This is a genomic window from Vibrio sp. YMD68, from assembly GCF_029958905.1.
Taxonomy (GTDB): domain Bacteria; phylum Pseudomonadota; class Gammaproteobacteria; order Enterobacterales; family Vibrionaceae; genus Vibrio.
This window is the reverse complement of sequence record NZ_CP124614.1, coordinates 3,041,837-3,066,079: the sequence shown is the minus strand read 5'-3', so window position 1 is coordinate 3,066,079 and position 24,243 is coordinate 3,041,837. Positions and strand designations below refer to the sequence as shown.

Below are 24,243 nucleotides of genomic sequence, written 5' to 3'. Positions count from 1 at the left end.
ATAGCGTTACTCCGTAGCCGTCTCTTCATCTTGCTGATAAACAGGGTGTTTATATTGGTCATTAAGTCTTTTGATTTTGATAACCTCAAGCTCATGGAAGAGTGAGTGCAAATGATTTAACAACGCTTGCTTTTCTTCAAGAGTCGAGGTGAATATCAATCCCTTGTATTGCATTTGACCTTTTTCAGGAATAGTAAAAGAAAGTACGTTATCGTTGATTAGACTGAAAAGGATACTTCGTTCATCAATTAACAGACAGCACTTATCAACGGTTGGTTGAAAATTGGTCATCCCAAATGACATCAGCGCAAATGCCCCCGCACCGACGAGTGCCAAGGGACCCAGTAAAAAGACGGCAATAATACACACTACAATCCCCACCCAAGCAAAGCCGCGAACGATTTTATAGGCCACCTCTGGGATCATATCTTGCTCTGTGTAGTGAATACCCAGTGAGGTTAGGTGATAACAACGATGTTTATCGGGTAAATACAGATACCTTGAGGCCAGCATCATCATTGTTGTGAAGGCAAAAAGTCCCCAAAAAGCAATTGATTCCACTGTTAGATCATCGAGAACAAACCAAAACAAGCCGAATAATGAATAGCAAATTAATATTGATGTTCCCCAGTTTATTAGATGACCGTGTTTGCCAATTATCGATGAACCTTTTTGCTCCCAATAATAGTTTGTCTCGGCGCTATAAAGTGGCTCTTTAAGGGGTGCTCCGCTCTCTTTACTATTCATTTATCTAATCTCACTTCAATAATACGAGTAGCAAATTCTTTCGGTGCAGGCTCTACGGTTAAATCACCCTGGCGACTACCCGACGCCACATAGCCAAGCTGTTGGTGCTCATCCGCTTGCCAGTTAAACGGCATGCTAACTAGCACCGTAATGGTATCATCCGTGGTGCCGCCCAAGTCTAATCGATAGATGACAGGGCTACCTTCTTCTTTATCTTGACGCCATGTGCCGTTCTGCTCATTCATCATCACCGCTGATTGCTCCTCAGTAGAACCATAGCTGTAGGTTTTCTCTTTAGGTTTGCGAGTGATTTGTAAACCAATGGACTGACCTTTGGTAAACGCAGGGAGCGTTATTTCTAATTGCCATTGGTTGGTGCCTGAGTCCATCCACTGGGCAGGGGTACGGTTAGGAATTGAGTTAAGTTGAACCTGAGGCTTATGAATAATCCTCTCTAAGTGAGTTAACTCCTCAATAGCATTCCACTGTTTTGACTCTTTCCCCCATGTGGAGTGAAGCAGCCATTTGTCAAGTTCGGAGCGCTTAAAGACATTAATGATGACAACGCCAATAAGATACACAATACCTGCAACCATCAGCGTAGTTAGCATCCAAGGGGCGATTGTAGCTCCGATACTGGTAGTGCCAAATCGACTCAGTATATTTGCTCTAAATTGGAGTAGAAAGGCTACAGATTGAGCTGCGGTTGCTCCCCCTTTCAAACCATAACCCAACCGTTCCATTGGAGAGTGACTAGAATCCCAAGCTTTTTCGCCACTTTCCCATGTCTCTAATCCTGTGGCAATTAAGCCAAACAAAGACACCGCCGCCGTGGTTTTCGCAAAGGTTTTGAGTGCTGCTGCTTTTGAAGTTCCTTCTTCTTTTATCGCTATGTTAAGGCTTTTTTTAAGTAATTCTGAATCCTTAGCAAGGATGTCCCACTTGGCATCTCGCCACACTGCGGCAACAGCAGAGACCGCATAACCTGTCGCATAGGTCGCTTCTCTAATCGCTGGATTGGTCCACAAATCACTTTCCGGGTGTTGTGCAGTTTTAAGGCGAATGTTTTGCAGAACAACCGACATATTCCAAAGGTTAAGGATGGCGACCACACCGCCCATTTTACCCAACTTTTCCCAGGATGCTTGGGTGAACTGCTTACCTTGTTGCCAACTCCGTTCAATTGCATCATTGAGCATTTGCTTGGCGGTATTATTGACCGCTTCATGCTTAAGCATCACCATCATCGGCAACTCACTACTCAACAACTTCTGCATTTTCTGCTGAGCACTGCGCATAGTTTGTATCTGGTGATTCTTTGGCGTTACGCTCCCTGATGGAAGCTGGTTGATACGACGGATGGTTGCCATTTCTGTGTTTAACTTTCGCTGCCATGCTGCTAACTGTGCTGGATAGTCCGGGTTATGCACTACAATAGCTTCTGGATTCACGATGGCCTCTAAGGTAACCAATCGTAAATTGCTGATTAATCCTTCTATTGTATCGGTAGTATTCATCTGACTAGGGAACAGAAAGTTAGAGATGGCACGCCAACTGTCATGGGCTTGCCCTGAAACGGCGTTTTGTAGCGCAGTGAAACTTAACTGAACTGGCTCTGTTAGCGCTTTAAACCACGCTTTTTCGTGCATGCGCACGTCACCGGTGAACCCGCCCCAGTTGGCAATTGCCCCCGATACGGTGACCATGTCACTGGAGTTATCCATTGAGAGCAGAGTGTTGCCAAGTTCATCTACGTAGGCGTTCAGTGCCTGCCAGTTTTCCAACTTAAACCCGAGTGAAGCTAGGGCGAAAAGCGTCTTGGGTGAATCCAGAGAAAGCGACTGCTTCAACTGTTCATTCGCTTGTTCGGTCGTCACCGCTTGTTTAACCACCGCTAGGTACTGGCTGGTTAAGCTAAGTAGATAAGCTAGGTGAGCCTCGTCTTGATTATCCAACCCAAGGGGGAGCGGGTCAGTACCCAGTTGCTCAAATGCAGTCATAAAGTCTTGATAAAGGACGTCGATACGCTCATCTAGACCTTTAACCTGAGTGTAATACTGAGTAAGGAAAGCATCGAGTTCATCCCAGTTCACTTCGTCACTAAAAACAGTATTACGTTGCCAATGTTCTTGTTGTTTATCAGTAGGAGTAAAGCGATAAGTCTCTTGTAGCTCAGAAAGCTTCTCAAGCGCTTCTTCTTGAAGCAGAGTCAATGGGGCGTTGCCCACATTTGGATTCGCTTCAAGGGCTGTGCGCTCTTTATCTGCTAGATATTGAGTGGCTAAATAATCGGTAAGCTGACGCTCAAACGCCATGCCCTTTGTGGGGTCACCTTTCACTTGCTCTGGTAAGTCATCATCTTCGACTCTCACGCGCCCCAATGTTCGAGTGAGTTCAGCCATTTGCAGCTTGTGAAGGTTATCTTCATCTTGATGAACTGTGTTGCGCAACGTAACCTCCTCTGCAAGAGGCAAAAACAAGTCGGTCACATCCGCTAGAGGGTCATCGAGCGCAATAAACATCCCGCAGTCTTGAGCCGGCAAGTCAGCTCGGTAATCTAAATCCCAACACCCCGCCTTGTCTGCCACATGTTTAAAGTCGTCAATGCCGCCTTCAACCGGTGTTAATGGTGTACAAGTACCATCAAAAATGTCGGTGGGGGCGCTTCCTATACCGATATCTGCAACATACTGACCCAGCTCCGTGGAAGGGCCTGCGTGAGGATGACTGAGTGTCGATTGAAACTGTTTTAAATTCACTTTCCGCATCCAGGTCGAACGATGGGATGCATGAGAGCGCATGTGCTCACACAGTCGCCATGTCCAGCGTTGATGAGCAAACGTCATAGAGAGAGTGTTTTTCGCAGGGTAGACCAAGCAGCTTTTCGTTTCACCTTCGCTGCCACGCTCATTAGCGGGTTTATCTGCTTCATCGGCTGACCAATCAAATTTGGTAAACTCGTACCCTTTCACCTGATATTCATGAAAGGTTTTATCTGTCTCGTCATACACATACAACCAACCATCACGTAACTGCCTTAACGTATACTGACGCTGCTTTGGGGCAAGTCGACCTTGCCATTGCGTATCGGTCTCAGGCAGTGGGTGAAGGGGGTGTCCTTGCTCATTCATATCATCAAAGGCATATCGGACAGGGATGATACCGATTTCATTCGATTGAAATGGACAAAAGGCTGAGCTACTTTTCGCATTGTGTGTCGATGCACACTTAGCAACTTTGTTCGGGGTGCTCACGCTCGATTCTCCTTTGTTTTATTGGCGATTTGCTCAGCTAAGTTTGCGGCCTGAGCTATCCGTTGTGATGGTGTTTGTAGTGACGGGGTATCCATTAACTGTGTCAGGTTCGGATGGGTATTCTCCAGTAGCACTTCCTCACCCAAATAACCGAGAATATTGAAGTAACACAGTAAATCTTGCTCTGTTTCAAAGCCTTTCACATAAGCGGTTTCCATATGAATGCAAACCCAACGGTTTAAGTCATCAATAGGGCGGCAGAACTCTGGAAACCATTCGAGCATATGGGCTTCGAGTGTCTTCGGTAGCGCACTTTGCCATGCGAGGTGTTGGAACCTTTGCCATTGTTCATCTGTGATTTTTATCGGGGACTTACCTACCACTGGCGGTACTTTAAAGGGGGTATCCAGTCTTTGCCACTCTCCGGACTGATGGAGCCAAACCTTACTCATTGGTTGCCACAACATGGTGCATTGGGTGTCCAATAAAATATAAGCTACGTTACTGCCAAAGAAACGCAAAAAAACCATCTCGTTTTCAGGGGTTTGCGCCATAATGAGACGTCGCAGAGACTTAGCGACGTCGCTCAATGTTAAATGAGAAGAGAAGAAATAACCGTGTTGGTATTGGTTGAGCTCAATAAACCACTGTTGAACTTCGGGGGTGGCTTTTATCAATATGGGAGATACGCTCAGTAGCGTTTGATAAGGCGGATGTAAAAAAAGAGGCTCTTGCTCAAGTAACCCTGGGAGCTGATATAATTGCTTGGTTAAATGAGGGATAGAACCTTCAACAAGAAGGTACAGTTCTTCTGATTGAGAGCGTTCAAGTGTGGGGTTCATTGTTCATTACCTTGGTTGGTCGCCTCTTCACATGCTTGGCAAATGGCGACGTCATTCTTCGCTGCGCTCAGCAGTGCTTGTTTTTGCTGTATTCCACTGAAGCTGGGAATAGCGGCCGAGGCAAAGTTTTCAGCCTTGCTAGAGTATGCTGAATCGGTCTCTAGTGTCGTTATGCTACTTGGCAATTCTGCCATTTTCCCTGCAAACCCACTGCCGCTGCCCGCGCTGCCTCCCGAGTTCAGATTAATGCCCGGCCCGACAAGGCTCACGCCAGATGCGTCCACTTTCACAAAACTGCCGCCCGCTTTTAACGTCAGCTCTGCGCCCGCTTCTATCACCACTTTTGTCCCTGCTTTAAGGTGAATCTCATTGGCCGATTCAATCACGTAAATATCGCCCACTTTCTGATGCAGGCTTCCTTTTATAATCTCCGTGGCGTCTTTTTGGGTAAGAGAGCGGCGCTCACCTTCAACCGTCAGATGATGGTTATTCTTGATTTGGGAGAAATGGTCATTGTCGACCGTCGTGTGTTGGTCATGCTTAATGTGCTGCGTCATGTCGTTTAACACTTGAGCATCAAAGTCTTTTTGAGCATGGAGATAGATTTGCTCTTTCTCCGCTTGGTCTTCAAAGCTTAATTCGTTAAACCCTTCCCCTTGATGAGTTTGACTGCGAAGCACGGTTTTGGTTTTATTCTCTGGCAGAGCATAGGGGGGCGTGTTCGTCGCGTGGTAAGTGCGACCAGTGATGATGGGTTGGTCTGGGTCGCCATTTAAAAACGAGACAATGACTTCATGTCCTATACGAGGGAGAGCCATCGCGCCGTATTGCCCGCCCGCCCAACTTTGTGAGACTCTCACCCAGCAAGAGCGCTGCTCATCGTCAATCTCATCTCTATCCCAATGAAAACGAATTTTAACTCGTCCGTATTCGTCGCAGAAAATCTCTTCACCTTCAGGGCCAACGACCGTGGCTATCATCGGGCCATCGACGGTCGGTCTTACTTGGGGAGCAGCTTGCCAGTTGAGGTGGGCAGGGATAGCCTCCCATTGATTATTGTAGGTGGTGGCCCCATGCCCAGCCTCTTCTTCCAGCGCTTGAGGTTGCTCGCCTTGGCGATTGATTGTTACCAGCACCCAATCTCGATTGAAGACGTTATCGAGATGCCCATCCATATTAAATCGATACCCAGCGCGTAATAAAGGCTCGTTACTTTTACCCGTCGCGACTTGCGCTTTGCGTCTTAAAGACTCAAGACGAGCTTGAGTGAATTTAGCGCCATTATCGTCTTTTTTATAACGGCCTGGCGCATCAAAATGCACGTAGTCCGGTTGTTGGTATTCGATGTCCGCCGCTTGAGCGGTTTGGCTAAACGAGTAGGCGGGCTTTTTGAAGCTGGTGTCTTTTAGCTCAACCTGACTGATGTGAGACTCAGACTGATAGTGAAAACTTTGGATGTAAGGTGTATCACTCACGCTACCGCCGAGAGCGTTGTAAGGTATTGGCGGCTCTATTTGGGTCAGCAGTGCGCTGGAGTCACTGAAGATTAAGGTGTGCATGCCCGCTTCGTGAGCAAAGCTGTAGACGATGCCTTCTTCTGCGGCGAGGCGGTGCAGAAAATCCAAATCACTTTCTCGGTACTGAACACAGAACTCACGCTCAAGCGAGGCTTGCGTGAGTGAAAACGTGTAGTCGTCAATCCCCATTTCCTGTAACAAAGTAGCGATGATATCAGGAGCCGTTTGGTGTTGAAAAATACGACTATTATGGCGCAGGGATAAACGCTCAAGCGCCGGCACCAAGGTCAGCGCATAGAAGGTGTGGTGATGCCCCGTCTCTTTTTGAGTAAAAGCACGCGCAATACCGTGAACGCGTTGAACCAATTGCTGGTTGCGGTACATCTTTAATTCAACACGTCGGTCAACGACATCGTCCGCAGTGAGGGTGGAGAGGCGACTGGCGAGGTTGATGTCATAACAAAAGCCATAGCAAGGCCGGTCGTTAAACTGGCTGGCCGATAAAGACTCTTGCCCGCTAAATTGAGTGACCTTAAAGGCGTCATCGCTCAGTCCCTCTACGGTTATCGTGTACGCCAATGTGGCCATATGGCCTCCTTGTCTTCTTGAAAAATAAAAACCTAAATTAGGCTTCGATAGGTTTACGCCAATCATCAGAGCCTGATGTGCCTGCGTTAATGTGGTCCCACGTGATTTTGCGGTAAGACATTGACACGGTCAGGTTCTGAGTGAAATCGGACATGGATGGGTCTTGGCAGTGTGGCATTTCACATTCGATGTCGACAATAGAGGCGTTTTCAAGCTTGGTGGTAAAGAAGTTCTCTTGTTTACCTTCAATGGATGTGCGATACCATTTTAGCTCGACCTCTTTCATTTTCTCGCCTGAAGAGAGGGCATTGTAAAGCAGTGGCACCGATTTGTTTAAAGACACGGTGAATTTAAACGGCTTATGCACACGCTGACCAGAAGGTTGACCAGATTGTGGGTCCGTTGGAACCGAAATGACATGCTCGAACTTTTGAACCAGCATTTCGTCTTCGTGCCCTTCAACGTAAGAGTCGCCGATAGAATCAGAGGTGCACGCCCCTGATGTGATGAGTCCCTGAATTTCACCTTGAATAGAGATATAACATGGCGTTGGCATAGTGTATTTCCTTTATTTATTTACTGAGTTGACGACGTGTTAATGCATAACGTATGCCAAAATTCGATTTCAATATAATCAACAACTTACAGGAGGGCTTGGTTTGCTGGGCAACTTCTTGCTCGATTCGGGCAACTTCTTGCTCAGGCTGGGCAACTTCTTGCTCGCAAGGCTCGTCGCTCACCATGTGATATGAGTGTGGATGTCTATCTTGTATCATCGCGGCCTCTGATGCTCATTGCGCTGAGTGGTTGTATGGCGACGTTCAACTCAGTCATAAAGCCCACTTGATTATCTTGCATTGGAGACTCCCTCTATCTTTGATAGATTGTGAGTCTCTGCAATTACAGCTAAGGCGCGCTCTTTAATGTATAAACGAATTTCTGATATTTTCTCTAAATGTAATCGTAAGCCTGATATCAATACTCGGTCACAGACGGAATACCAACTTCAACTCATCGCGAGGGACATCACAACGATTAAGTTTATGGTGACAGGCTTGTATCTGTGGTTACTGACTGAACATCTGCTCTTTCCTTTGATGGAAGCATTTGGTACTAACCCGTATTAATCACTCAGTGAGGGCGCAAGGCCTTCGCTATGGCCGGGTTTGACTTCAGGTTTAAATACGCCACAGCCGAGTGAGTATCCAGTGACGACAGGTTTATCTAGCATCAAATGGTTGATTATCTGTTTGTAAACATGGTTTAGCTGTTTCTGTACCAGTAGAAACCCTTGTCGTTGATTAATCGATACCGCTTCGGCTTTGAGTGTGGATACAAGGCTGGAGGCAGGGTAGCTGTCGTGAGAAGGTAACAGGCCTAATGTCGACCGCCAGCTATCTTGAATGCGTGCTCTGAAACAAGAATAGCTGTCTGGATGAGATTGCATCCAGGTCTGATTGAGAAGTAAGCATAACTTGTACCTGATAGGCCTGGTGGTGATATTGGCCTCCCACACGCCAACGATTTGTCCTTTTTCATGATACCCGTCAACAGAATCGTTAATGCGCTGTTGTAATGAAGTCATTAAGTGATGTAGGTGAGACTCTCCGGTGTCTTCATTGCAGTAGATGTTAAGCCCTGCCGGTACGATTAACGAAACGGGTAGGATAACCAGTTGCTGGTAACGTCCCATGGCATCGGTGAGTGCCGATTGAATATTCAACAAGGTGTGTTTGGTGTCCGGTGTTTGATTAAGGTTGGCTGGTGTAGGGTAAAGATATCGGCTCATGTTAGATAGGCTCCATGTTGCGTGGTAAACATAAACGTGGGCTTGTTTGTTTGATAATGGTGTCGGTTGATAGACAAGGAGGACACTCCTTGTCTCACTCCTAGCGCTCTGTGAGCGGGGTAAATATCAGCGTATTGCGGCTTGTGTCGCCAGTTTGTCGGCCTTTTCATTCCCTTCAATGCCCGCATGAGCTTTTACTTTAACGACATGCACAAACTTCACTGAGCGCAGTGAGTCCACTAGTTGCCAAAGCTCACGATTGGCAATGGGTTTATTATTGGCTTTACGCCAGCCTTTGGCTTTCCAACCGTCCAGCCATTCATTGTAACCCTTTACGCAATACTCATTGTCTGAATAGACCGTATCGCCATCATTAGCGAATTCTAACCCTTCCACCAGCGCGATAAGCTCTAATTCAGCGTTATCAGTAGGTCTATTGATGGTCGTCGAGTCGGTATGAATCAATTGCTGCTCTGAGTTGTAAATCGCTATGCCAATCCCACCTTTTAGGCAGCCGTGTTGATTATTGGGCGCAGCGCCGTCAACGTAGATGGCGCATGGAGTAATCGTGTTTGTATAAGACATGATAATGATTTCCTTTAAGTTTGGATTAAGATGAGACACACATGGAGCGCAGTGAAATTTCTCAGCATGTGTATTGAAAATGATGTCAATGGATGGTTAGGTTACAACGCTTAGTACAAAGCGCTTTTACCCCAGCAGCGTTGTCCTGGTATCTTGCCCTCTCTCTTGGCTAAGTAGCTGAGCATCCTTACCGCTTCATTCCATTGCGCTTGATAATCTTTGCCTGCATACGTGCAGATGGTTTTGATACCACAACCATAGAACTTGAGTTAGCGTTTGAATGGATGTCAAAACCAACTTAATCGTTGTATTGGGATAACCTTTCTAGCCCTAAGGTAGCTCACGTCAGGTGTGATGAGCATTACCCTACCTTCCTTGGACTTAATGTTTGTTTCTGTTTAATGAGAGAGAACAGACGTACGCTAGCGATTGCTACGACCAAATTGATGTTGATGGTGCGTAAAATGCTTTGTCTCTGCTTTGCACAAGTAGCTGACTCTATACAGCAAGGCTGCGATTTCACCATTGTCATGGAGAGCATTGAGCTTGTAAGTTCCGTTAGTACAAAAATGGATTAGAGTTCCCATATTTTGAATGTCTTTTTCAGCATCATAATTCAGTGCTCTTAACCACGCTTTTTTGATTCGAGCAGCCATGTTGCCATTCGTTGATTTTGGGTGTCCTAATGTGTCAAAGGCATCAGCGTTAAACAGCAGTACAACATGGTAGTGCGGTGTACTTCCTATACCTTGCTCTTTACACCAGATATAGCGAACACACGATTGGTGAGCGTATGGATTGCGCTTTGTGGCTTGTCTTCGGTTGTGGGCGATCTGCTCTTTAAGAGATGTTAAGAATCGATTGATAACGTGATTGTTGTACTGGATTAGTGTATCAGGTAAATGTAAATCGACTCTGATAGCAAACGTTCTTGGGTAGTGTTGTAAGGAGGAATATACCGTCTCAAATGAGCGCTCTAGGTATTGCTGGATTAATGGCCCTCTCTTTGTGTAAACGGGATAACCTTTAAATGTCGATTCAGTGTGAAGAGAGAAGTGTTTGCATTGCATGATATGGCCCTGCCGATAATGGATTTCATATAAGGCAGGGTGGTTGTATTTGATTAATGGATTTCGAATTAGGGAACGATAACAATCCAACGATTCAGATAAGCGAGCGCAGTCTCACCTCTAAAGAGAGCCTACAGTTACAAGTTAAACATTAAAGGATTAAACCCTAAGTCTCATCGTCTCCAAAATCTCATCGCAATACCAACCGGTAAGAGAACGCATCGCTTCAACAATACCACTTAAGTGCTGTGGATGCCTTTCTGTGTGATATTTAACACATCACTTAGCGATACTAGGCACCGCTGATATCTGCTTGGCATGAAGACTTCAATCCAAGTAAGAGGGCTCGCATAAGCCCATTCATCTTTTTAGGTGATTATCACATTGAGCACCATAAAATGAGCTCAAGCATGGCACTACCTGGCAGTGCTAGGTTATCAAGCAAAACAATGTACTAGGGATAGCAAGTTAACCGCTTGGTTGTATTTAAGTCGTTTACAAGGAAGGTCACTCTTTGATAATGACCATTCTGTGTATCTTAAAGTAGATGGGTTATCTACCTCTACTGACTGTGTCAGTGTGGTTATTGGATTTGATAAGGTTAGATTGATTGTTAGTTTAAGTAATATTAATAAGTCTCTTATTAATATTACCATTCCCGAAGAACATTACCCTAGACGAGTCAATACGGGTAAGGACCAGAGCCCTTCTAGTCTAAGTAAACACTAACCTTCCATCGCTCGCCAAAAAGTAGGAAGGAAGCCGGAGTTGTCTGATTGAGTTTAGCTAGATAGGTCAAGAGGATTATTCTATCCCCAAAAACAACCGTATTGGTCTTTTTTTACAGCTTCTAGCGCTTGCTCTAAATGGTAAAATGCGTCGTACTTTTTCCATTTACCATTAGCTCTCATCCAATAGAGGCGCCAGCTCTGCTGTGTGCGAACGTAGGTGACTTTCGCGACGGACCTATACTGCTTTTCTGTCGAACGGTCCCAGCTAGCGAGGCTCTCTCTGATTTCGATAGTTTGATTGGTGAGTTCGCCTTCTATATCTAATTCATGTCGAATATTGGCTTGTGGACGGAGCTCTTCAATGAAGGCATTCAATATCTTGCTGTACCGAGCGTGTTCAAATTCAGAAAAAGCCATGTAAGAACCCTATGTTATTAAAATAGGCACGCATTGTACTGTACTGCTATTCCCAAATGATACAGTGCCAGGGATAACATGGTGAGGGAGTCGCGCGAAGGAAGGCGTGTGCCAGTGGCACACACCTTAGAATTGGTTAAGCAGAAGGGGCTCTGTTGTAAGGTCATTACTTCGCCTCGCACAGACTAGGTTCTAAAGCATACGTTCTACTTGAGTATTTCAACGTAAGCTCTCGCTCTGATGTGCATTCGATATAGTTATATTTTATTAAATTCTCTCTTGTATTGTTATCTAGCCATGCTCCATATGCTGCGTAAGTTAATACCAATGTTCCAACGATGTATCGACCGAGCTTTGTTGCAAATGGAGCTTTAAATAATAATTCTATTGCTGGGTGTAGCATAGCTACAGGCAATATTGATACAAAGCCAAATATAAGAACCGCAATGAAAGGAGACACATTGTTGGCTACACCTGATAGCTTAACCTTTTGGATAATCCCTAGTGAATCATTCAGGCTTGTTAATTCTGTAATTGAATCGTAAGACAGCCAAGCCATAACAACCATAAAAGGCCAACCTGCCATAACTTTCAACCAACGCTTTATCTTTAATTTCCGGTTGAATTTTGAATTAGAAACTATCAATAGCTTTCTCTACTTTCTTTTTCATTGGCTCTGTATATTTATATTTTTCATCTAATTTGGATACTTGAGTTCCAATGATGAATGCACTAACTGTAAAAATACCAAGGGTTAAAGCTGTCGGGACTACAAATACAGCGCTTAGTGCTGTCACACCTAAAACAGCTGCTCCTTGAGCGATCACGCCAGCCACTACCCCTTTAGCCACATCCGCAGTAAATTGCCCCACCACTTCGCCTAGCGTCTTCTCATTGTGCAGCATGTAGTCAACGGAGTTCACTGCACCACTAAACACTATTTCTACAAAGACGTTCCCTCTCAAAAAACTAACATTACCTTGAACGGTATTCAGAGCGTGACCAATTTTCAGCATTTGAGGCGTGGCTTCTTGCCAACGAATATCAAGGTCTAAATATCGAGGCTTGTAGTTTTCAACCACAATATTCATTACGCCGTTAATGTTAACCGCTTTAGCGGTTGCTCCCCATCCTCCAAGCTCTTTAGTGACCTCATAAGCGCCTTTAAGTCCCATGCCTACGCCCGTGTAGTCTTTGCCTGTAGAAAGCTGTCCGTGGGTGTCTTTGATGAGTAAATCTAAATACTCATTGGCTTCTTCAATGGTTAGAACTGCAATGCTAACGTTCTCTTGTTGAGACGTGTCCCACTGGTATTCTTTCGCTTGCTTCTGTAAATCGTCGTTCCATTCCTTTTCTGTGAAACTGTAGGCTTGTTGCGCTGCGTTAGTTGGTGGCGTTCCTGCATAACGACCACCAACGGAATCAACCATTGCTTGATAGGAAGCTTCCATCTCTTGAGCGTTAGCATGTGGCTTAAAACCGTGAATGTTACCGTCGCTGCCTTTTGTGAAAGACATGGCTCCAGGTGAAGCGATTAGCGTGTTAGAGCCGTAGGGGCAACCACAAGCGACAATATCCCCATGTAAGGCTGCTTGAACCCCGTCAACGATAACGGGGATAGGTTTTAATGGTGTGATCTCTCCTTGCCCTTTTTTGCAGCTTGGGCATGTGGCGGTCATGCCTGTTTGTGTGACTCCCTCACCTATAAACATGACATTCCCTACACCAGATGTAACGACACCTCCTGTCGTCGTTTTATCTCCTTTGTGTATTAAGCCTCTACCTTCTGCTTGTGCTGACATTATTCACCTATAGGGTTCGTTTTTTGGCGTTTTATTTCCCTCTAATATATCTAGAGGGGCATAGACTGAGTCAATGCAAAGAAGGCTATTTTGTGCTTTTTTACGCAAACTTATTTATGTTAAGGCAATAATCGTAACTGAGCGTCGATAACCTGAGTTTGAAGGAAAGTTGATTGCCATAGCTCGAAGCTGGCTTTTAATGTTGGCTCATGTTGCATGAGATTCATTGAGCCCCTTGTAGTGCCCAAGCTCTGAAAGAGGCGTTTCTTAAAGTCGAACATATGCTGTATCGCAAGTTGGTTTGTATTGAGTTTGTGCCAATGGTCAATGCGTTCAATTCTCCAATTATCATTTCCTTGCTGACATAAAGTGATATCAACGGCTTGCGTTTCAGGAAGGATAAGCCTTAGACAGATACGTTTGCTGCGGCGTCGGAAAGGGGCGGTAGTGAGTTTGTCTAGTGTCCTGCAAAACAGGTGTACTAATTGATCGTCAAATGACAGGGGGCTGTTTGGCGAAATAATAGAAAGAGCGGTCATGGGGATATTCTCAATGTAAGGCCGCTCACTCCACGTTTTTCTCTGTGTATTAAAAACGATGACCCACAGAAAAATCTCCGCGTTTGGCAGGCAGAGTCAGGATAAATAATTTCAGTGAATTTAATCAGAGGAAAAAAGAATGGTGTCAGCGAAGGTGATTGGTTTAATGATGTTGCTGGTGGTTTTTTTTAGCTTGGCGGGAATGCCCATTATTTAATCTTGCCGTTCATCCCTTTCTTGGATTTTACCTGCTAGCCATCCCATGATGTCGTTGTATTCCCATCGTCGCTCTCGATGGCTGAGTTTCTTCCCTTCGGGAAATTCATTCCTTTTTATTAATCGATACAGCGTATCTCGCTTAATACCTAATAGGTCGAGTACATCTTTCATTCTCAATAAACGAGGCTCATCTAATAAGGGTGGGCTGAATGAGTCGCCTAATTGCCAGCTTTGATTTATCCAGGATTTAATTTCAGGAAGAAGCCAGCCACTGGCGCTAGGGCCTATTTTTAGTCGTTGAGGAAATCGGCCTTCAGACACCATGTGATTAATCGAGCTGCGGTGATAGCCAATCATGTTGGCGAGGTCGTTAATGCGGATGAGTTTAATATCTGAATAAGTAAGTGACGCGGTCATGATGTATTACTCCGTAATGTGTTAGTACAAAGAAATACATCACGAATGTAAATGGTCACTATTTAATGGAGCGTAAAATCTTATGAGAATATTATAATGGTGTATAGTTGTTCAAATGGTGTTTACCGTATTGTTGAGAGTTATATTGTAAGATTACCAGTATTTAAAGGGTTTAAGTGATAAGTTTTGATTACTATTTGATGTTTTTTATATCCTTAATCTACTCTGGATTGATCTATGTCGAACTTCCCTTTGAGCGAATGAAGTCGATATTGTGCTTGTTAAATGATTTGTTACTTACTTTTATGGTATGCTAATGTGATTGTTTTTTGATGTTACATCGACTTTAATATGTCTGGTTTTTGACACCAAGTATGGGTTTAATGTTGATGTTGTATCTAGCATTTTATGACTATGTCATTTTTCGGGGGTATTTTGAATTTAGAGCAAAGAACGATAATTTCTAATTTTGAACCAAGGGTGCTCTTATGGTTTTTTACAAAATTAAACATTGCGCCGCCTAATTTTATTGGAGCGATATATAATTACTTCCCATTTAAAGAACACGTGTTAACTCAAGTGGATGAAATGCAGAAGGGAATGTTTTTACCGCATAACTTTAGGAGCAAAGAAGAATTTGCCTTGGCACTTAACTCGGCTTTGGTAAATATACCAGTATACTTGAGCTCTGATTACAATTTGCATGATTTATCAAAAGATAAAAGAGAATTGCTGTTTGTTTGTCAATGCCTATCAGTTAAGTTTAGACGAGAGTGTCTAAAGTTTTCAAATCAAAATTCAAACTACCAAGTTAATAATGGTTCAATGGCATTACTGGCAGAGTATGACAAAAGTCGTGTTTTTGGGGTTGGAGTGTTTAATCAATCATCGCTGATTCAAAGTACCACTAATCAATTGGTGTTTTTGTCGGGAAACAATATTGATGGTGACTTTTTGTACCAGGAGCTGCTGTGTTTCTTAGATCATGCTAATGCACAAAATATTTTATACCAAGTCAATTTATTTATTAATTCAGTTAGAGTCTTATTTTCTGAAATAAAAAACAAATATGACTTCCTTTGGTTTAAAAATGATGATTATGAGCAAACTCGGTGGCTATGGAGTTACATGGTGGATCATGAGGATTTTTACTACAACCCTATGTTAAGAAGTGCAGAAACTTACCTGCATGATTGTTATCATCAATCCATTGCTTGGTTCGATTTTCAGTTAGTTTCTAAGCCTGTGACTAAGTACTTGTACCGAAATATGAAAGATGCATGGGCTCAAGTGAAAAAACGTAGGCGGGATGTAGATAGAAACAGGAAAACGTATAATTTTGTTATGAGCACGAATGCAGAGCAGTGTTTGAACGAGCTAAAAGAAATATCAGGTATGGATAAAAATAAGTTGGTGGAGCAGGCGATAGAAGACTTGTATGAACAGATGCTTGGTAAATCAGTGAGTTTAAAGTTATGATTTCTAGCGTTTGACTTTAGGTACACGTATGGGTACACTGCTCACAATTCGAAAGGGGGCTAACCCTTTACGAAGTCAAGCAAGACAAGGTATTCAAGGTGATGGGTTCGGATGACGTCCACTCCGCCATTATATTGAGAAAGCCCAAGTCGAAAGACTTGGGCTTTTTTACATTTGGAAAGAAACCAGGCTTAATCCTCTCCTTTTCAAAAATGATGTATGTTGATGAAAAAGATTAGTAACCCTTATTCAAATCGACGACATTTTCTAGGTTAAACCCAGAAATCCAATTCATATAGTTATGTCTAAATTGTTCAATAACTTGCTCAGGAAAGCTCACCGCTGCAATATGAGGTGTTATTGTTATTTGTGGGTGATTCCAGTACGGATGTTTAACATCCAGTGGTTCTTGAATAAATACATCAAGATAAGCATGGCTTAAGAAGCCTTTAGACAGCGCGATTAAAAGCCCCTTCTCATCAATAGAGGTTCCTCTTCCCACGTTAAACAATAACGCATTTTTACAGTGACTCAAGGTTTTCTCATTTAACAGATACTGAGTGTCCGGTGTGTTCGGTAGGGTAGAGACTATTATATCTGCTTTGGATAATGAAACCGTAAGCTCTTGTATATGATAGGTTTCATCGAAATTAGAATCTTTAGGTGGGATACCACTTCGATTTACACCAATAACGTTTAAACCTAACGCTTTCGCTGTTTTTGCTACATGGTTACCTATAGAGCCTGTACCTAAAACTAACATGCATTTGTTATCTAACGTTGTATAGGGGATAGGTGACCACTCATTTGAGTTCTGCTGCTCTTTATATTGTAAAAAATGCCGATAATATTCCAGAGAGTAACCGATCACATACTCCGATATCTGTTGCCCAAATATTCCTTTAACATTCGTGACCGTAAAATCGATCTCAGTGGAGTGCTTTGACAATGTATCAACACCTGCATAAATGGATTGCGCCCACTCCAGCTTAGCAAACTGACTTATCTTAGCGCATAACAAAGGTGGAGAGACCAACGCAATGCTCGCCAATAAGGGGTCATCTACTATTAATAAGTCGGGTAACTTTAGCTGAATGATAAGCTCGAGATATTTCGCATTATTGTCGGTATCGATATAGAGTGTGTTATTAAAATTCTTCATAGGCTTTACTGTTTTCCCAGAGAGTAATCAAGTACACTTCTGATGTATTTTTCTTCTGCAATAATGAGTGACTATGCTACAGAATCCTATCCAGGTCCGTCTTGAAAAGTTTGAACCTTGGCAACAAATTACATTTATGGCTTGTCTTTGCGAGCGTATGTACCCTAACTATGCCATATTTTGTCAGAATACAAAATTTGCTGAGAGTCGAGTTTATCGTGACATTCTTGATAGTGTATGGGAGTTGTTGACGGTTAAAAGTGCAAAAATAAACTTTGAGCGCCAGTTAGAGAAACTGGAAGAGATAATCCCAAGTTCAGAAGATTTTGATTTCTATGGCGTATACCCAGCTATTGACGCATGCGTAGGCTTGTCGACTTTATTACACGGCCTCCTAGACCGTGATGATCTATATGACAATATGCAAAAGCTCAGTCAGATTTCTGTGGTGACTGTTGCTCAATTAGAAGAAGCTCAAACTCAGGTTGAAATAACAAACGATAATCAAAAAGACAACGAAGCGGTTTGTGCCGAGTGGGATGTTCAATGGGCTATCTTTAGACCACTAAGAGAATCCCAAGAGCGAGACATAGAGCTGATCAAGGATTTGCGCCAAGAATTAAAAGACGAAGCTTTAAGTAATATTGGAATATCTCTCTAGTCAGTAGGCGATAGTAAAAAGTTCAATTTTACTATCGCTCGCCATCCGCTTTACTTTCAATTAATCCGTGCTGTTTTTTCCAAGTTTCCCACCGTTCAAAAGCCAGTTGCTGCATATCTACTGAGTGATCAGCCTCATCAATGATCTCTTCACCAATTAAGTGCTCAAAAATGTCTTCTAGTGTGACAATACCTAGAACCGTACCATATTCATCGACAACCATTGCGATCTGCAGACGTAGTGCCATGATTTGTTCGAAGGCGGCAGGTACCGACTTAGTGTTCAATACCACGTGGATTGGCCTCATAACGGACCCAAGTTGTCGATTTTCTTCACCGATTTGCTTGTGTTTGAATAGGTCTAACCGATGGACAAATCCGAGGATATTGTCCTTAGAACCACTGTATATCAAAGGACGAGAGAAAGGGGTTTCTGCGTGTTCTTCGAGAAACTCTTCGATTGTCAGCTCTGCACGGGCTCGAAATACCACTGGACGTGGTGTCATGACCTGGGTGATTGGTACATTACTTAGGTTAAGTAGGTTATGTAATATCTTAGACTCTCCTTCAGCAAACTCTCCGCTTTCTTTTGCGAGTGTCGCCATCGCTGACAATTCATCTCTTACTTTTGGCTCTTGATGCCCATTAGCTAGACGTTTAGTGATTTGTTCTGAACACCAAACGAACGGTGTAAGAGCCCAAACCATCCAATATAGAATAACCGCAGAGATGGGCGATAACTGACGCCAATACGTTGCTCCGATTGTTTTAGGGACTATTTCAGACAATACGAGTATCCCCAATGTCAGTATGGCTGAAAAAACGCCTAGCCATTGACTACCAAAAACGGCGGCTGCCTGAGCGCCCGCACTCGCTGCCCCTATAGTGTGGGCAATAGTATTCAACGTTAAAATGGACGCGAGTGGGCGATCAATATTCTGTTTTAATGCAGCAAGCCTTGATGCCGATGGGTGATTACTCTGTTTTAGTTGAGCGATATAGCTTGGGGTAATACTGAGTAATACAGCTTCCAATACTGAACAAATGAAAGAGACGCCGATAGCAACAAAGACATAAATGAAAAGTAACAGCATAGAGTTCCTGTCTGGGTTTTTAATAAAAGAGACCGCCTAAGGCATGCATTATCATCTAAAAATTCAAAACCTCAAATCAAATAATACGCTGGTTTCTACAGTATTTTCCGCAGGGAGGTCGCTTGATTTTGAAGCGATTGGTTAGATAGTCCGTGGACTTACAGAGATATGGAAGATACGAATGCCCGAGTAATGGCGCTTAAATTGTGAGTTAATGCTCATAATACGGTTAAAAGTACGTCATTAAAGCGAAAGAACACAGACAAACCTTTGCCAGACGGGGGCTTTATGCATTAGAGTGAGTTGAATTCGATAACCTATAAAGAAGGGAAACCCAATGAACAAGACCCAATTAATCGACTTTATTGCTGAAAAAGCAGATCTATCAAAAGCTCAAGCGAAAGCTGCTCTAGAAGCTACTCTTGGTAGCGTGACTGAAGCACTTAAAGACGGTGACCAGGTTCAACTAATTGGTTTTGGTACATTTAAAGTAAATCACCGTGCAGCGCGTACAGGCCGTAATCCAAAGACGGGTGCTGAAATCCAAATTGCTGCAGCTAACGTTCCGGCTTTTGTGGCAGGTAAAGCACTGAAAGATTCAGTAAAGTAATTGATAATACGCCAAGGTAATCTATCTTGGCGTTATTTCCTATCTATGAAAAAAATCCTTTTATCTTCATTAATCAGCTTTTCTCTATTAGGTTGCTCTTCATCCGTATCCACTTCGAATCTTGATCAGTTTTCTGATTACATGGGTGGTAAAACAATGGGTGATGCCACCACATTTTATTGGTATACCGAACGTTTAAGCCAGCCCTACACTGCTGGAAACTATGTATTTTCCGGTGATTACGGATGGTACAAATCGGATTATCGATGGAGTGAAGGAACGGTACGAGAGCTTATTCGTGAAGGTGAACAAGTCCAAGGCTCAACCCTGGTCCCATACCGAGTTCATGTGCGTTTTAATGTTAATGGTGAAGCGGTTTACCAGCAGTATCGCATCGATGATAAGGTGCTGCCGTTAAATGCAGAGCAATTGCAACGTTATCAGCTTGAAGCCAACTCTATTGCAGAGGTAACGAAGGGGCTCGATAGAGAGGGGAATACGCTAATTCAAGGCTACTGGGATGGTTCAAACTTTGAAACCTGCTCCGGTCAATCGTATGATCAAATAGAGTTTAACCATACGTTGCCTACGTTCGTAGTTAACCGTTTATCTGCGTTTGATAGTTATATTGCAGTCTTGGGCAAGACCAGCACTAATAAAATTGTAATAGAAGAGTTATTGATGCTCGACGACAATAGCCATGATTGTATTGAGCGTCCAAGCCTTATCGAGAAAGGGTAGTCAGGTCCAGATGTGAAAAGAGGCGCTTGGTAGCGCCTCTTTTTGTTTCCCGGCTATCGGTCATTTATTTTGCTTCATTTTCACGAGCAATCGCACGGTAACCAATGTCATTGCGGTGGAACATACCATTCCAGCTAACTTGCTTAGTTAACGCGTATGCGCGTTCCTGAGCCTCAGAAACCGTGTTACCCAGTGCTGTTGCACAAAGTACACGACCACCGTTTGTCACAACGTCGCCTGATTCGTTATTTGTCGTACCTGCGTGGAAAACCTTTTGGCCTTCAACTTCGCTTGTTGGTAGTGAAATAACGTCACCTTTTGCGTAGTCAGCAGGGTAACCGCCAGCCGCAAGAACAACACCGATAGAAGCACGTGGATCCCACTTAGATTCCGCTTCATCTAGTTTCTCGTCAATGGCCATTAAGCAAAGTTCAACAAGGTCTGACTCCATACGCATCATGATAGGTTGCGTTTCTGGATCGCCGAATCGGCAGTTGTATTCGATAACTTTCGGAGTGCCGTCAGCATCGATCATTAGGCCAGCGTAAAGGAAACCAGTGTAAGGTGCACCTTCTGCGTCCATACCACGTACTGTTGGGTAAATAACTTCCTCAAGGATACGGTTGTGGATTTCTGGTGTCACAACAGGAGCTGGAGAGTAAGCACCCATGCCACCTGTGTTAGGGCCTGTATCTTTGTCGCCAACACGTTTGTGGTCTTGACTGGTGGCCATAGGAAGGACGCTAGAACCGTCAACCATTACGATGAAGCTTGCTTCTTCGCCTTCAAGAAACTCTTCGATAACCACGCGGCTGCCAGCTTCGCCAAATGCGTTGCCTGCTAGCATGTCTTTGATTGCGTCTTCTGCTTCTTCAAGGGTCATCGCAACGATAACGCCTTTACCCGCTGCAAGGCCGTCCGCTTTTACTACGATTGGAGCGCCTTGCTCACGTACGTAAGCGAGAGCTGGCACAATCTCAGTGAAGTTTGCGTAAGAACCGGTTGGGATATCATGACGAGCTAGGAAGTCTTTGGTGAATGCTTTCGAACCTTCAAGCTGCGCCGCCGCTTGAGTAGGGCCAAAGATTGGTAGACCCACTTCACGGAATGCGTCAACCACACCAATAACTAAAGGGGCTTCAGGGCCAACGATGGTCAGTTCTATTTTTTTCTCTTGAGCAAACGCGACTAAACCAGCGATGTCTTCAACGTCGATGTTTACGTTTTCAAGTTTAGGCTCAAGTGCCGTACCTGCGTTACCTGGAGCGATGAATACAGTTTCAACGTTTGGGTTTTGTGCCGCTTTCCAGCCTAAAGCGTGCTCACGACCGCCAGCACCAATAATTAGTACATTCATGTTTTAAAATCCTTATAGCTGCTTCAGATCCTTTATTTCTGTGTCAAACATGCTCACTTATGGTCATAAGCTCCGCGTGTTTTCCTTGAACTAAAGTCGCTGACTTGCTCTACGTATTTCAAATATTGGAATATTTAAAAAACAAAATTATAAGTCTTGCTCAAAGTAGTTGGTGATGTGGCTAGGCAGCAATTGAGCCCATCCCCGGGAGCATAGTCCGCTATGTGACCGGGGTGGGCGAAAGCAGCTAACGATGCCACAGTGCCAAATACGAAGAGGAAATTAGTGGCGGAAGTGACGCATACCCGTAAAGATCATCGCCATGCCGTGTTCGTCTGCTGCAGCGATCACTTCGTCATCACGCATAGAGCCGCCCGGCTGGATAACACACTTGATGCCTGCTTCTGCGGCCGCGTCGATACCGTCACGGAATGGGAAGAATGCATCTGATGCCATTACACAACCTTCAACCTGAAGACCTTCGTCTGCTGCTTTGATACCTGCGATTTTCGCAGAGTAAACGCGGCTCATTTGACCTGCGCCTACACCAATAGTCATGTCGCCTTTCGAGTAAACGATCGCGTTTGATTTAACGTACTTCGCTACTTTCCAGCAGAATAACGCGTCTTTTAGCTCTTCAGCTGTAGGTTGGCGCTTAGAAACCACTTTAAGGTCATCTTCAGACACCATGCCTTGGTCGCGGTCTTGAACGAGCAAGCCGCCGTTAACGCGTTTCATGTCAAAGCCCGTTGTCTTGGTTGTCCACTCGCCACACTCAAGTAGGCGAAGGTTTTTCTTAGCCGCTACGATTTCTACTGCTTCAGCAGAAACAGAAGGTGCAATGATAACTTCAACGAATTGACGCTCAGTGATAGCTGTTGCTGTTGCTGCGTCTAGTTCACGGTTGAATGCGATGATGCCGCCAAATGCAGACGTTGGGTCTGTTTTGAATGCTCGGTCGTAAGCTTCTAGGATATCTTCACCCAGAGCCACACCACATGGGTTAGCGTGCTTAACGATGACACAGGCTGGCTGGTCGAACTCTTTCACACACTCAAGTGCTGCGTCAGTATCAGCGATGTTGTTGTAAGAAAGCGCTTTACCTTGAATTTGGCGAGCAGTCGAAACTGATGCTTCTTCAGGGTTCGCTTCAACGTAGAATGCTGCTGCTTGGTGGCTGTTCTCACCGTAGCGCATGTCTTGTTTTTTCTCGAACTGCTGGTTGAATGTGCGAGGGAATTTGCTCTCTTCATCACCATCTTTGTTCTCGCCGTAGCTAGGAACCATAGTGCCGAAGTAGTTAGCGATCATGCCGTCGTAAGAAGCCGTGTGCTCGAATGCTGCGATAGCTAAGTCGAAACGAGTCTCTAGGGTTAGAGACTTCTCGTTCGCGTCCATTTCAGCCACAACGCGCTCGTAGTCGTGTGCGTTAACAACGATAGTCACGTCTTTGTGGTTTTTCGCAGCAGAGCGAACCATTGTTGGACCACCGATGTCGATGTTCTCAACAGCGTCAGCTAGGGTACAACCTTCTTTAGCAACGGTTTCTGCGAATGGGTATAGATTAACAACAACCATATCGATAGGGTTGATACCGTGAGTTTCCATCACGTCATCATCTTGGCCACGACGGCCTAGAACACCACCATGAACTTTTGGGTGCAGAGTCTTAACACGGCCATCCATCATTTCTGGGAAACCAGTGTAGTCAGATACTTCTGTAACAGAGATGCCTTTTTCAGCAAGCAGGCGAGCAGTGCCACCGGTAGATAAGATATCTACACCACGGTTAGCAAGAGCTTGTGCAAATTCAACGATACCAGTTTTGTCTGATACGCTGATGAGAGCGCGGCGAATTGGACGAGCGTTATTCATGCTTCCATCTTCCTCAAATTCATGGGGTTAAAATAAAGATATTTGCCAAAAAAGAACTTGTTTCTATCTTCTCAGCGTGGATTATCTAAGATACCAGTAAGAGATAGAATATTGGCCAGTTTTGGTAAAGACCTTTTGGGTCAGTCTTATGATTAAGCGATAAGATAACCAACTCCAAATTTGATGGCGCAGATTCTAACTAATTTATTACAAAAAAGCTCGCGCAATCGTTTGGCATCTCAAAATTAATTATGAAAAGTGCCATTTCAGTCTAAAAAGTAACGATAAGGTTAATTGTGGAATGGAAGAAGGAATAGGAAAAAACATGTTTCAGATCGGTGAGTTGGCTAAAAAATGTCAAGTAAGCACAGATACCTTGCGTTTTTATGAGAAAAATAGACTCATAACACCCGCGGGGAGAAGCGAGTCTGGTTATCGTCTATATAACGACAATAACCAACAGCAGGTGAACTTTATTCTCAAGGCAAAGGCGTTAGGACTTAGTTTGGATGAAATTAAAGAGCTCCTAGACATTAAATTAGAGCCAACCGTGCACAGTTGTGCTGAAGTAAAATCGATTACCTCGGCAAAGTTAGCGCTAATCGATGATAAAATTAACGAACTTACCCATATCCGATCTGCGCTTAAAAAAATGAATGACGCGTGTTGTGGGCATATTGATGATAATGCGAGCCACTGTTCAATATTGGCCGCATTAGCCAGTGAAAATATGAAGTGCCGTTAGTGG

At 44.1% G+C, this 24,243-nt stretch carries 24 protein-coding genes; 6 read left to right on the top strand and 18 right to left on the bottom strand.

Going from position 1 to position 24,243, the window contains the following annotated elements:
- Positions 1 to 6: 6 nt before the first annotated feature.
- From QF117_RS19960 to QF117_RS19935, 6 genes are read right to left on the bottom strand one after another with little or no spacing between them, the layout of a single operon-like run.
- Entirely contained in the window at positions 7 to 747 is a 741-nt protein-coding gene (locus tag QF117_RS19960) for a hypothetical protein (protein WP_282387835.1), read from the bottom strand.
- Positions 744 to 4,001, bottom strand: coding sequence for a T6SS effector BTH_I2691 family protein (locus QF117_RS19955; protein WP_282387833.1), 3,258 nt, complete (start codon positions 3,999 to 4,001; stop codon positions 744 to 746). The genes QF117_RS19960 and QF117_RS19955 overlap by 4 nt, the downstream gene beginning before the upstream one ends.
- Positions 3,998 to 4,843 (bottom strand): DUF4123 domain-containing protein, encoded by an 846-nt coding sequence (locus QF117_RS19950; RefSeq protein WP_282387832.1) that lies wholly within the window; start codon positions 4,841 to 4,843, stop codon positions 3,998 to 4,000. Before QF117_RS19950 ends, QF117_RS19955 begins: the two co-directional genes overlap by 4 nt.
- Positions 4,840 to 6,948 (bottom strand): type VI secretion system tip protein TssI/VgrG, encoded by a 2,109-nt coding sequence (gene tssI / locus QF117_RS19945; protein ID WP_282387830.1) that lies wholly within the window; start codon positions 6,946 to 6,948, stop codon positions 4,840 to 4,842. Before tssI ends, QF117_RS19950 begins: the two co-directional genes overlap by 4 nt.
- A 37-nt stretch (positions 6,949 to 6,985) precedes the next feature.
- Positions 6,986 to 7,504 carry an Hcp family type VI secretion system effector gene (locus tag QF117_RS19940; RefSeq protein WP_282387829.1) on the bottom strand — a complete coding sequence of 173 codons (519 nt, stop codon included), beginning with the start codon at positions 7,502 to 7,504 and terminating at the stop codon, positions 6,986 to 6,988.
- A 16-nt stretch (positions 7,505 to 7,520) separates the two neighbouring features.
- The gene (locus QF117_RS19935; RefSeq protein ID WP_282387828.1) at positions 7,521 to 7,724 is read right to left on the bottom strand and encodes a hypothetical protein; all 204 of its coding nucleotides are present in this window, start codon (positions 7,722 to 7,724) and stop codon (positions 7,521 to 7,523) included.
- A gap of 147 nt (positions 7,725 to 7,871) precedes the next feature.
- Between QF117_RS19935 and QF117_RS19930 the strand changes: the two genes are divergently transcribed.
- Positions 7,872 to 8,075, top strand: a complete 204-nt coding sequence (locus tag QF117_RS19930) for a hypothetical protein (protein WP_282387826.1) — start codon at positions 7,872 to 7,874, stop codon at positions 8,073 to 8,075.
- Here the strand turns inward: QF117_RS19930 and QF117_RS19925 are convergent.
- The 8 genes from QF117_RS19925 to QF117_RS19890 all read right to left on the bottom strand — a co-directional run bounded on the left by QF117_RS19925 (position 8,072) and on the right by QF117_RS19890 (position 14,517).
- Positions 8,072 to 8,737 carry a hypothetical protein gene (locus QF117_RS19925; RefSeq protein WP_282387825.1) on the bottom strand — a complete coding sequence of 222 codons (666 nt, stop codon included), beginning with the start codon at positions 8,735 to 8,737 and terminating at the stop codon, positions 8,072 to 8,074. The two genes, QF117_RS19930 and QF117_RS19925, sit on opposite strands and share 4 nt — an antisense overlap.
- A 126-nt stretch (positions 8,738 to 8,863) precedes the next feature.
- Positions 8,864 to 9,322, bottom strand: a complete 459-nt coding sequence (locus tag QF117_RS19920) for an RNase H family protein (RefSeq protein WP_282387824.1) — start codon at positions 9,320 to 9,322, stop codon at positions 8,864 to 8,866.
- A gap of 422 nt (positions 9,323 to 9,744) precedes the next feature.
- Positions 9,745 to 10,392 carry an inovirus Gp2 family protein gene (locus QF117_RS19915; RefSeq protein ID WP_282387822.1) on the bottom strand — a complete coding sequence of 216 codons (648 nt, stop codon included), beginning with the start codon at positions 10,390 to 10,392 and terminating at the stop codon, positions 9,745 to 9,747.
- Between the two features lie 809 nt (positions 10,393 to 11,201).
- A complete protein-coding gene (locus QF117_RS19910; RefSeq protein ID WP_282387821.1) occupies positions 11,202 to 11,540 on the bottom strand; it encodes a DUF3024 domain-containing protein in 339 nt (112 codons plus the stop codon).
- Positions 11,541 to 11,706: 166 nt separating this feature from the next.
- Positions 11,707 to 12,126, bottom strand: coding sequence for a hypothetical protein (locus QF117_RS19905; RefSeq protein ID WP_282387819.1), 420 nt, complete (start codon positions 12,124 to 12,126; stop codon positions 11,707 to 11,709).
- Positions 12,127 to 12,172: 46 nt separating this feature from the next.
- Positions 12,173 to 13,342, bottom strand: coding sequence for a PAAR domain-containing protein (locus tag QF117_RS19900; protein WP_282387818.1), 1,170 nt, complete (start codon positions 13,340 to 13,342; stop codon positions 12,173 to 12,175).
- A 119-nt stretch (positions 13,343 to 13,461) separates the two neighbouring features.
- Positions 13,462 to 13,881, bottom strand: coding sequence for a hypothetical protein (locus tag QF117_RS19895; protein ID WP_282387817.1), 420 nt, complete (start codon positions 13,879 to 13,881; stop codon positions 13,462 to 13,464).
- A gap of 213 nt (positions 13,882 to 14,094) precedes the next feature.
- Positions 14,095 to 14,517 (bottom strand): AlpA family phage regulatory protein, encoded by a 423-nt coding sequence (locus QF117_RS19890; protein WP_282387816.1) that lies wholly within the window; start codon positions 14,515 to 14,517, stop codon positions 14,095 to 14,097.
- Positions 14,518 to 14,952: 435 nt separating this feature from the next.
- Between QF117_RS19890 and QF117_RS19885 the strand changes: the two genes are divergently transcribed.
- A complete protein-coding gene (locus tag QF117_RS19885) occupies positions 14,953 to 15,996 on the top strand; it encodes a hypothetical protein (RefSeq protein ID WP_282387815.1) in 1,044 nt (347 codons plus the stop codon).
- Between the two features lie 235 nt (positions 15,997 to 16,231).
- On the opposite strand, the gene QF117_RS19880 is transcribed toward QF117_RS19885, so the two are convergent.
- A complete protein-coding gene (locus QF117_RS19880) occupies positions 16,232 to 17,158 on the bottom strand; it encodes a D-2-hydroxyacid dehydrogenase (protein ID WP_282387814.1) in 927 nt (308 codons plus the stop codon).
- 73 nt (positions 17,159 to 17,231) lie between these two features.
- Between QF117_RS19880 and QF117_RS19875 the strand changes: the two genes are divergently transcribed.
- Complete coding sequence (locus QF117_RS19875) at positions 17,232 to 17,819, top strand: DUF416 family protein (protein WP_282387813.1); 588 nt, start codon at positions 17,232 to 17,234, stop codon at positions 17,817 to 17,819.
- A 31-nt stretch (positions 17,820 to 17,850) separates the two neighbouring features.
- Here the strand turns inward: QF117_RS19875 and QF117_RS19870 are convergent, their stop codons facing one another.
- Entirely contained in the window at positions 17,851 to 18,912 is a 1,062-nt protein-coding gene (locus QF117_RS19870; protein ID WP_282387811.1) for a hemolysin family protein, read from the bottom strand.
- A 337-nt stretch (positions 18,913 to 19,249) separates the two neighbouring features.
- Between QF117_RS19870 and hupA the strand changes: the two genes are divergently transcribed.
- Both hupA and QF117_RS19860 read left to right on the top strand, forming a co-directional pair.
- Positions 19,250 to 19,522 carry a nucleoid-associated protein HU-alpha gene (gene hupA / locus QF117_RS19865; RefSeq protein WP_017035691.1) on the top strand — a complete coding sequence of 91 codons (273 nt, stop codon included), beginning with the start codon at positions 19,250 to 19,252 and terminating at the stop codon, positions 19,520 to 19,522.
- A 45-nt stretch (positions 19,523 to 19,567) separates the two neighbouring features.
- Positions 19,568 to 20,263 carry a DUF1481 domain-containing protein gene (locus tag QF117_RS19860; protein WP_282387808.1) on the top strand — a complete coding sequence of 232 codons (696 nt, stop codon included), beginning with the start codon at positions 19,568 to 19,570 and terminating at the stop codon, positions 20,261 to 20,263.
- A gap of 64 nt (positions 20,264 to 20,327) precedes the next feature.
- Here the strand turns inward: QF117_RS19860 and purD are convergent, their stop codons facing one another.
- Together purD and purH are read right to left on the bottom strand one after the other, a co-directional pair.
- Entirely contained in the window at positions 20,328 to 21,620 is a 1,293-nt protein-coding gene (gene purD, locus QF117_RS19855; RefSeq protein WP_282387807.1) for a phosphoribosylamine--glycine ligase, read from the bottom strand.
- 282 nt (positions 21,621 to 21,902) lie between these two features.
- On the bottom strand, positions 21,903 to 23,495 hold the full coding sequence (gene purH / locus QF117_RS19850) for a bifunctional phosphoribosylaminoimidazolecarboxamide formyltransferase/IMP cyclohydrolase (protein WP_282387806.1): 1,593 nt from the start codon (positions 23,493 to 23,495) through the stop codon (positions 21,903 to 21,905).
- 301 nt (positions 23,496 to 23,796) lie between these two features.
- Between purH and zntR the strand changes: the two genes are divergently transcribed.
- Complete coding sequence (gene zntR, locus QF117_RS19845) at positions 23,797 to 24,240, top strand: Zn(2+)-responsive transcriptional regulator (RefSeq protein ID WP_282387805.1); 444 nt, start codon at positions 23,797 to 23,799, stop codon at positions 24,238 to 24,240.
- Positions 24,241 to 24,243: the final 3 nt, after the last annotated feature.

Excerpts from the sequence above, each read along its gene's own strand:
- QF117_RS19875 (WP_282387813.1), top strand. The coding sequence starts at position 17,232 with ATGCTACAGAATCCTATCCAGGTCCGTCTTGAAAAGTTTGAACCTTGG.
- QF117_RS19890 (WP_282387816.1), bottom strand. The coding sequence starts at position 14,517 with ATGACCGCGTCACTTACTTATTCAGATATTAAACTCATCCGCATTAAC.
- QF117_RS19900 (WP_282387818.1), bottom strand. The coding sequence starts at position 13,342 with ATGTCAGCACAAGCAGAAGGTAGAGGCTTAATACACAAAGGAGATAAA.
- QF117_RS19950 (WP_282387832.1), bottom strand. The coding sequence starts at position 4,843 with ATGAACCCCACACTTGAACGCTCTCAATCAGAAGAACTGTACCTTCTT.
- tssI (WP_282387830.1), bottom strand. The coding sequence starts at position 6,948 with ATGGCCACATTGGCGTACACGATAACCGTAGAGGGACTGAGCGATGAC.
- QF117_RS19910 (WP_282387821.1), bottom strand. The coding sequence starts at position 11,540 with ATGGCTTTTTCTGAATTTGAACACGCTCGGTACAGCAAGATATTGAAT.
- QF117_RS19880 (WP_282387814.1), bottom strand. The coding sequence starts at position 17,158 with ATGAAGAATTTTAATAACACACTCTATATCGATACCGACAATAATGCG.
- purD (WP_282387807.1), bottom strand. The coding sequence starts at position 21,620 with ATGAATGTACTAATTATTGGTGCTGGCGGTCGTGAGCACGCTTTAGGC.
- QF117_RS19940 (WP_282387829.1), bottom strand. The coding sequence starts at position 7,504 with ATGCCAACGCCATGTTATATCTCTATTCAAGGTGAAATTCAGGGACTC.
- QF117_RS19935 (WP_282387828.1), bottom strand. The coding sequence starts at position 7,724 with ATGATACAAGATAGACATCCACACTCATATCACATGGTGAGCGACGAG.
- QF117_RS19905 (WP_282387819.1), bottom strand. The coding sequence starts at position 12,126 with ATGGCAGGTTGGCCTTTTATGGTTGTTATGGCTTGGCTGTCTTACGAT.
- hupA (WP_017035691.1), top strand. The coding sequence starts at position 19,250 with ATGAACAAGACCCAATTAATCGACTTTATTGCTGAAAAAGCAGATCTA.
- QF117_RS19960 (WP_282387835.1), bottom strand. The coding sequence starts at position 747 with ATGAATAGTAAAGAGAGCGGAGCACCCCTTAAAGAGCCACTTTATAGC.
- QF117_RS19860 (WP_282387808.1), top strand. The coding sequence starts at position 19,568 with ATGAAAAAAATCCTTTTATCTTCATTAATCAGCTTTTCTCTATTAGGT.
- QF117_RS19915 (WP_282387822.1), bottom strand. The coding sequence starts at position 10,392 with ATGCAATGCAAACACTTCTCTCTTCACACTGAATCGACATTTAAAGGT.
- QF117_RS19925 (WP_282387825.1), bottom strand. The coding sequence starts at position 8,737 with ATGAGCCGATATCTTTACCCTACACCAGCCAACCTTAATCAAACACCG.
- QF117_RS19870 (WP_282387811.1), bottom strand. The coding sequence starts at position 18,912 with ATGCTGTTACTTTTCATTTATGTCTTTGTTGCTATCGGCGTCTCTTTC.
- QF117_RS19930 (WP_282387826.1), top strand. The coding sequence starts at position 7,872 with ATGTATAAACGAATTTCTGATATTTTCTCTAAATGTAATCGTAAGCCT.
- QF117_RS19895 (WP_282387817.1), bottom strand. The coding sequence starts at position 13,881 with ATGACCGCTCTTTCTATTATTTCGCCAAACAGCCCCCTGTCATTTGAC.
- zntR (WP_282387805.1), top strand. The coding sequence starts at position 23,797 with ATGGAAGAAGGAATAGGAAAAAACATGTTTCAGATCGGTGAGTTGGCT.
- purH (WP_282387806.1), bottom strand. The coding sequence starts at position 23,495 with ATGAATAACGCTCGTCCAATTCGCCGCGCTCTCATCAGCGTATCAGAC.
- QF117_RS19920 (WP_282387824.1), bottom strand. The coding sequence starts at position 9,322 with ATGTCTTATACAAACACGATTACTCCATGCGCCATCTACGTTGACGGC.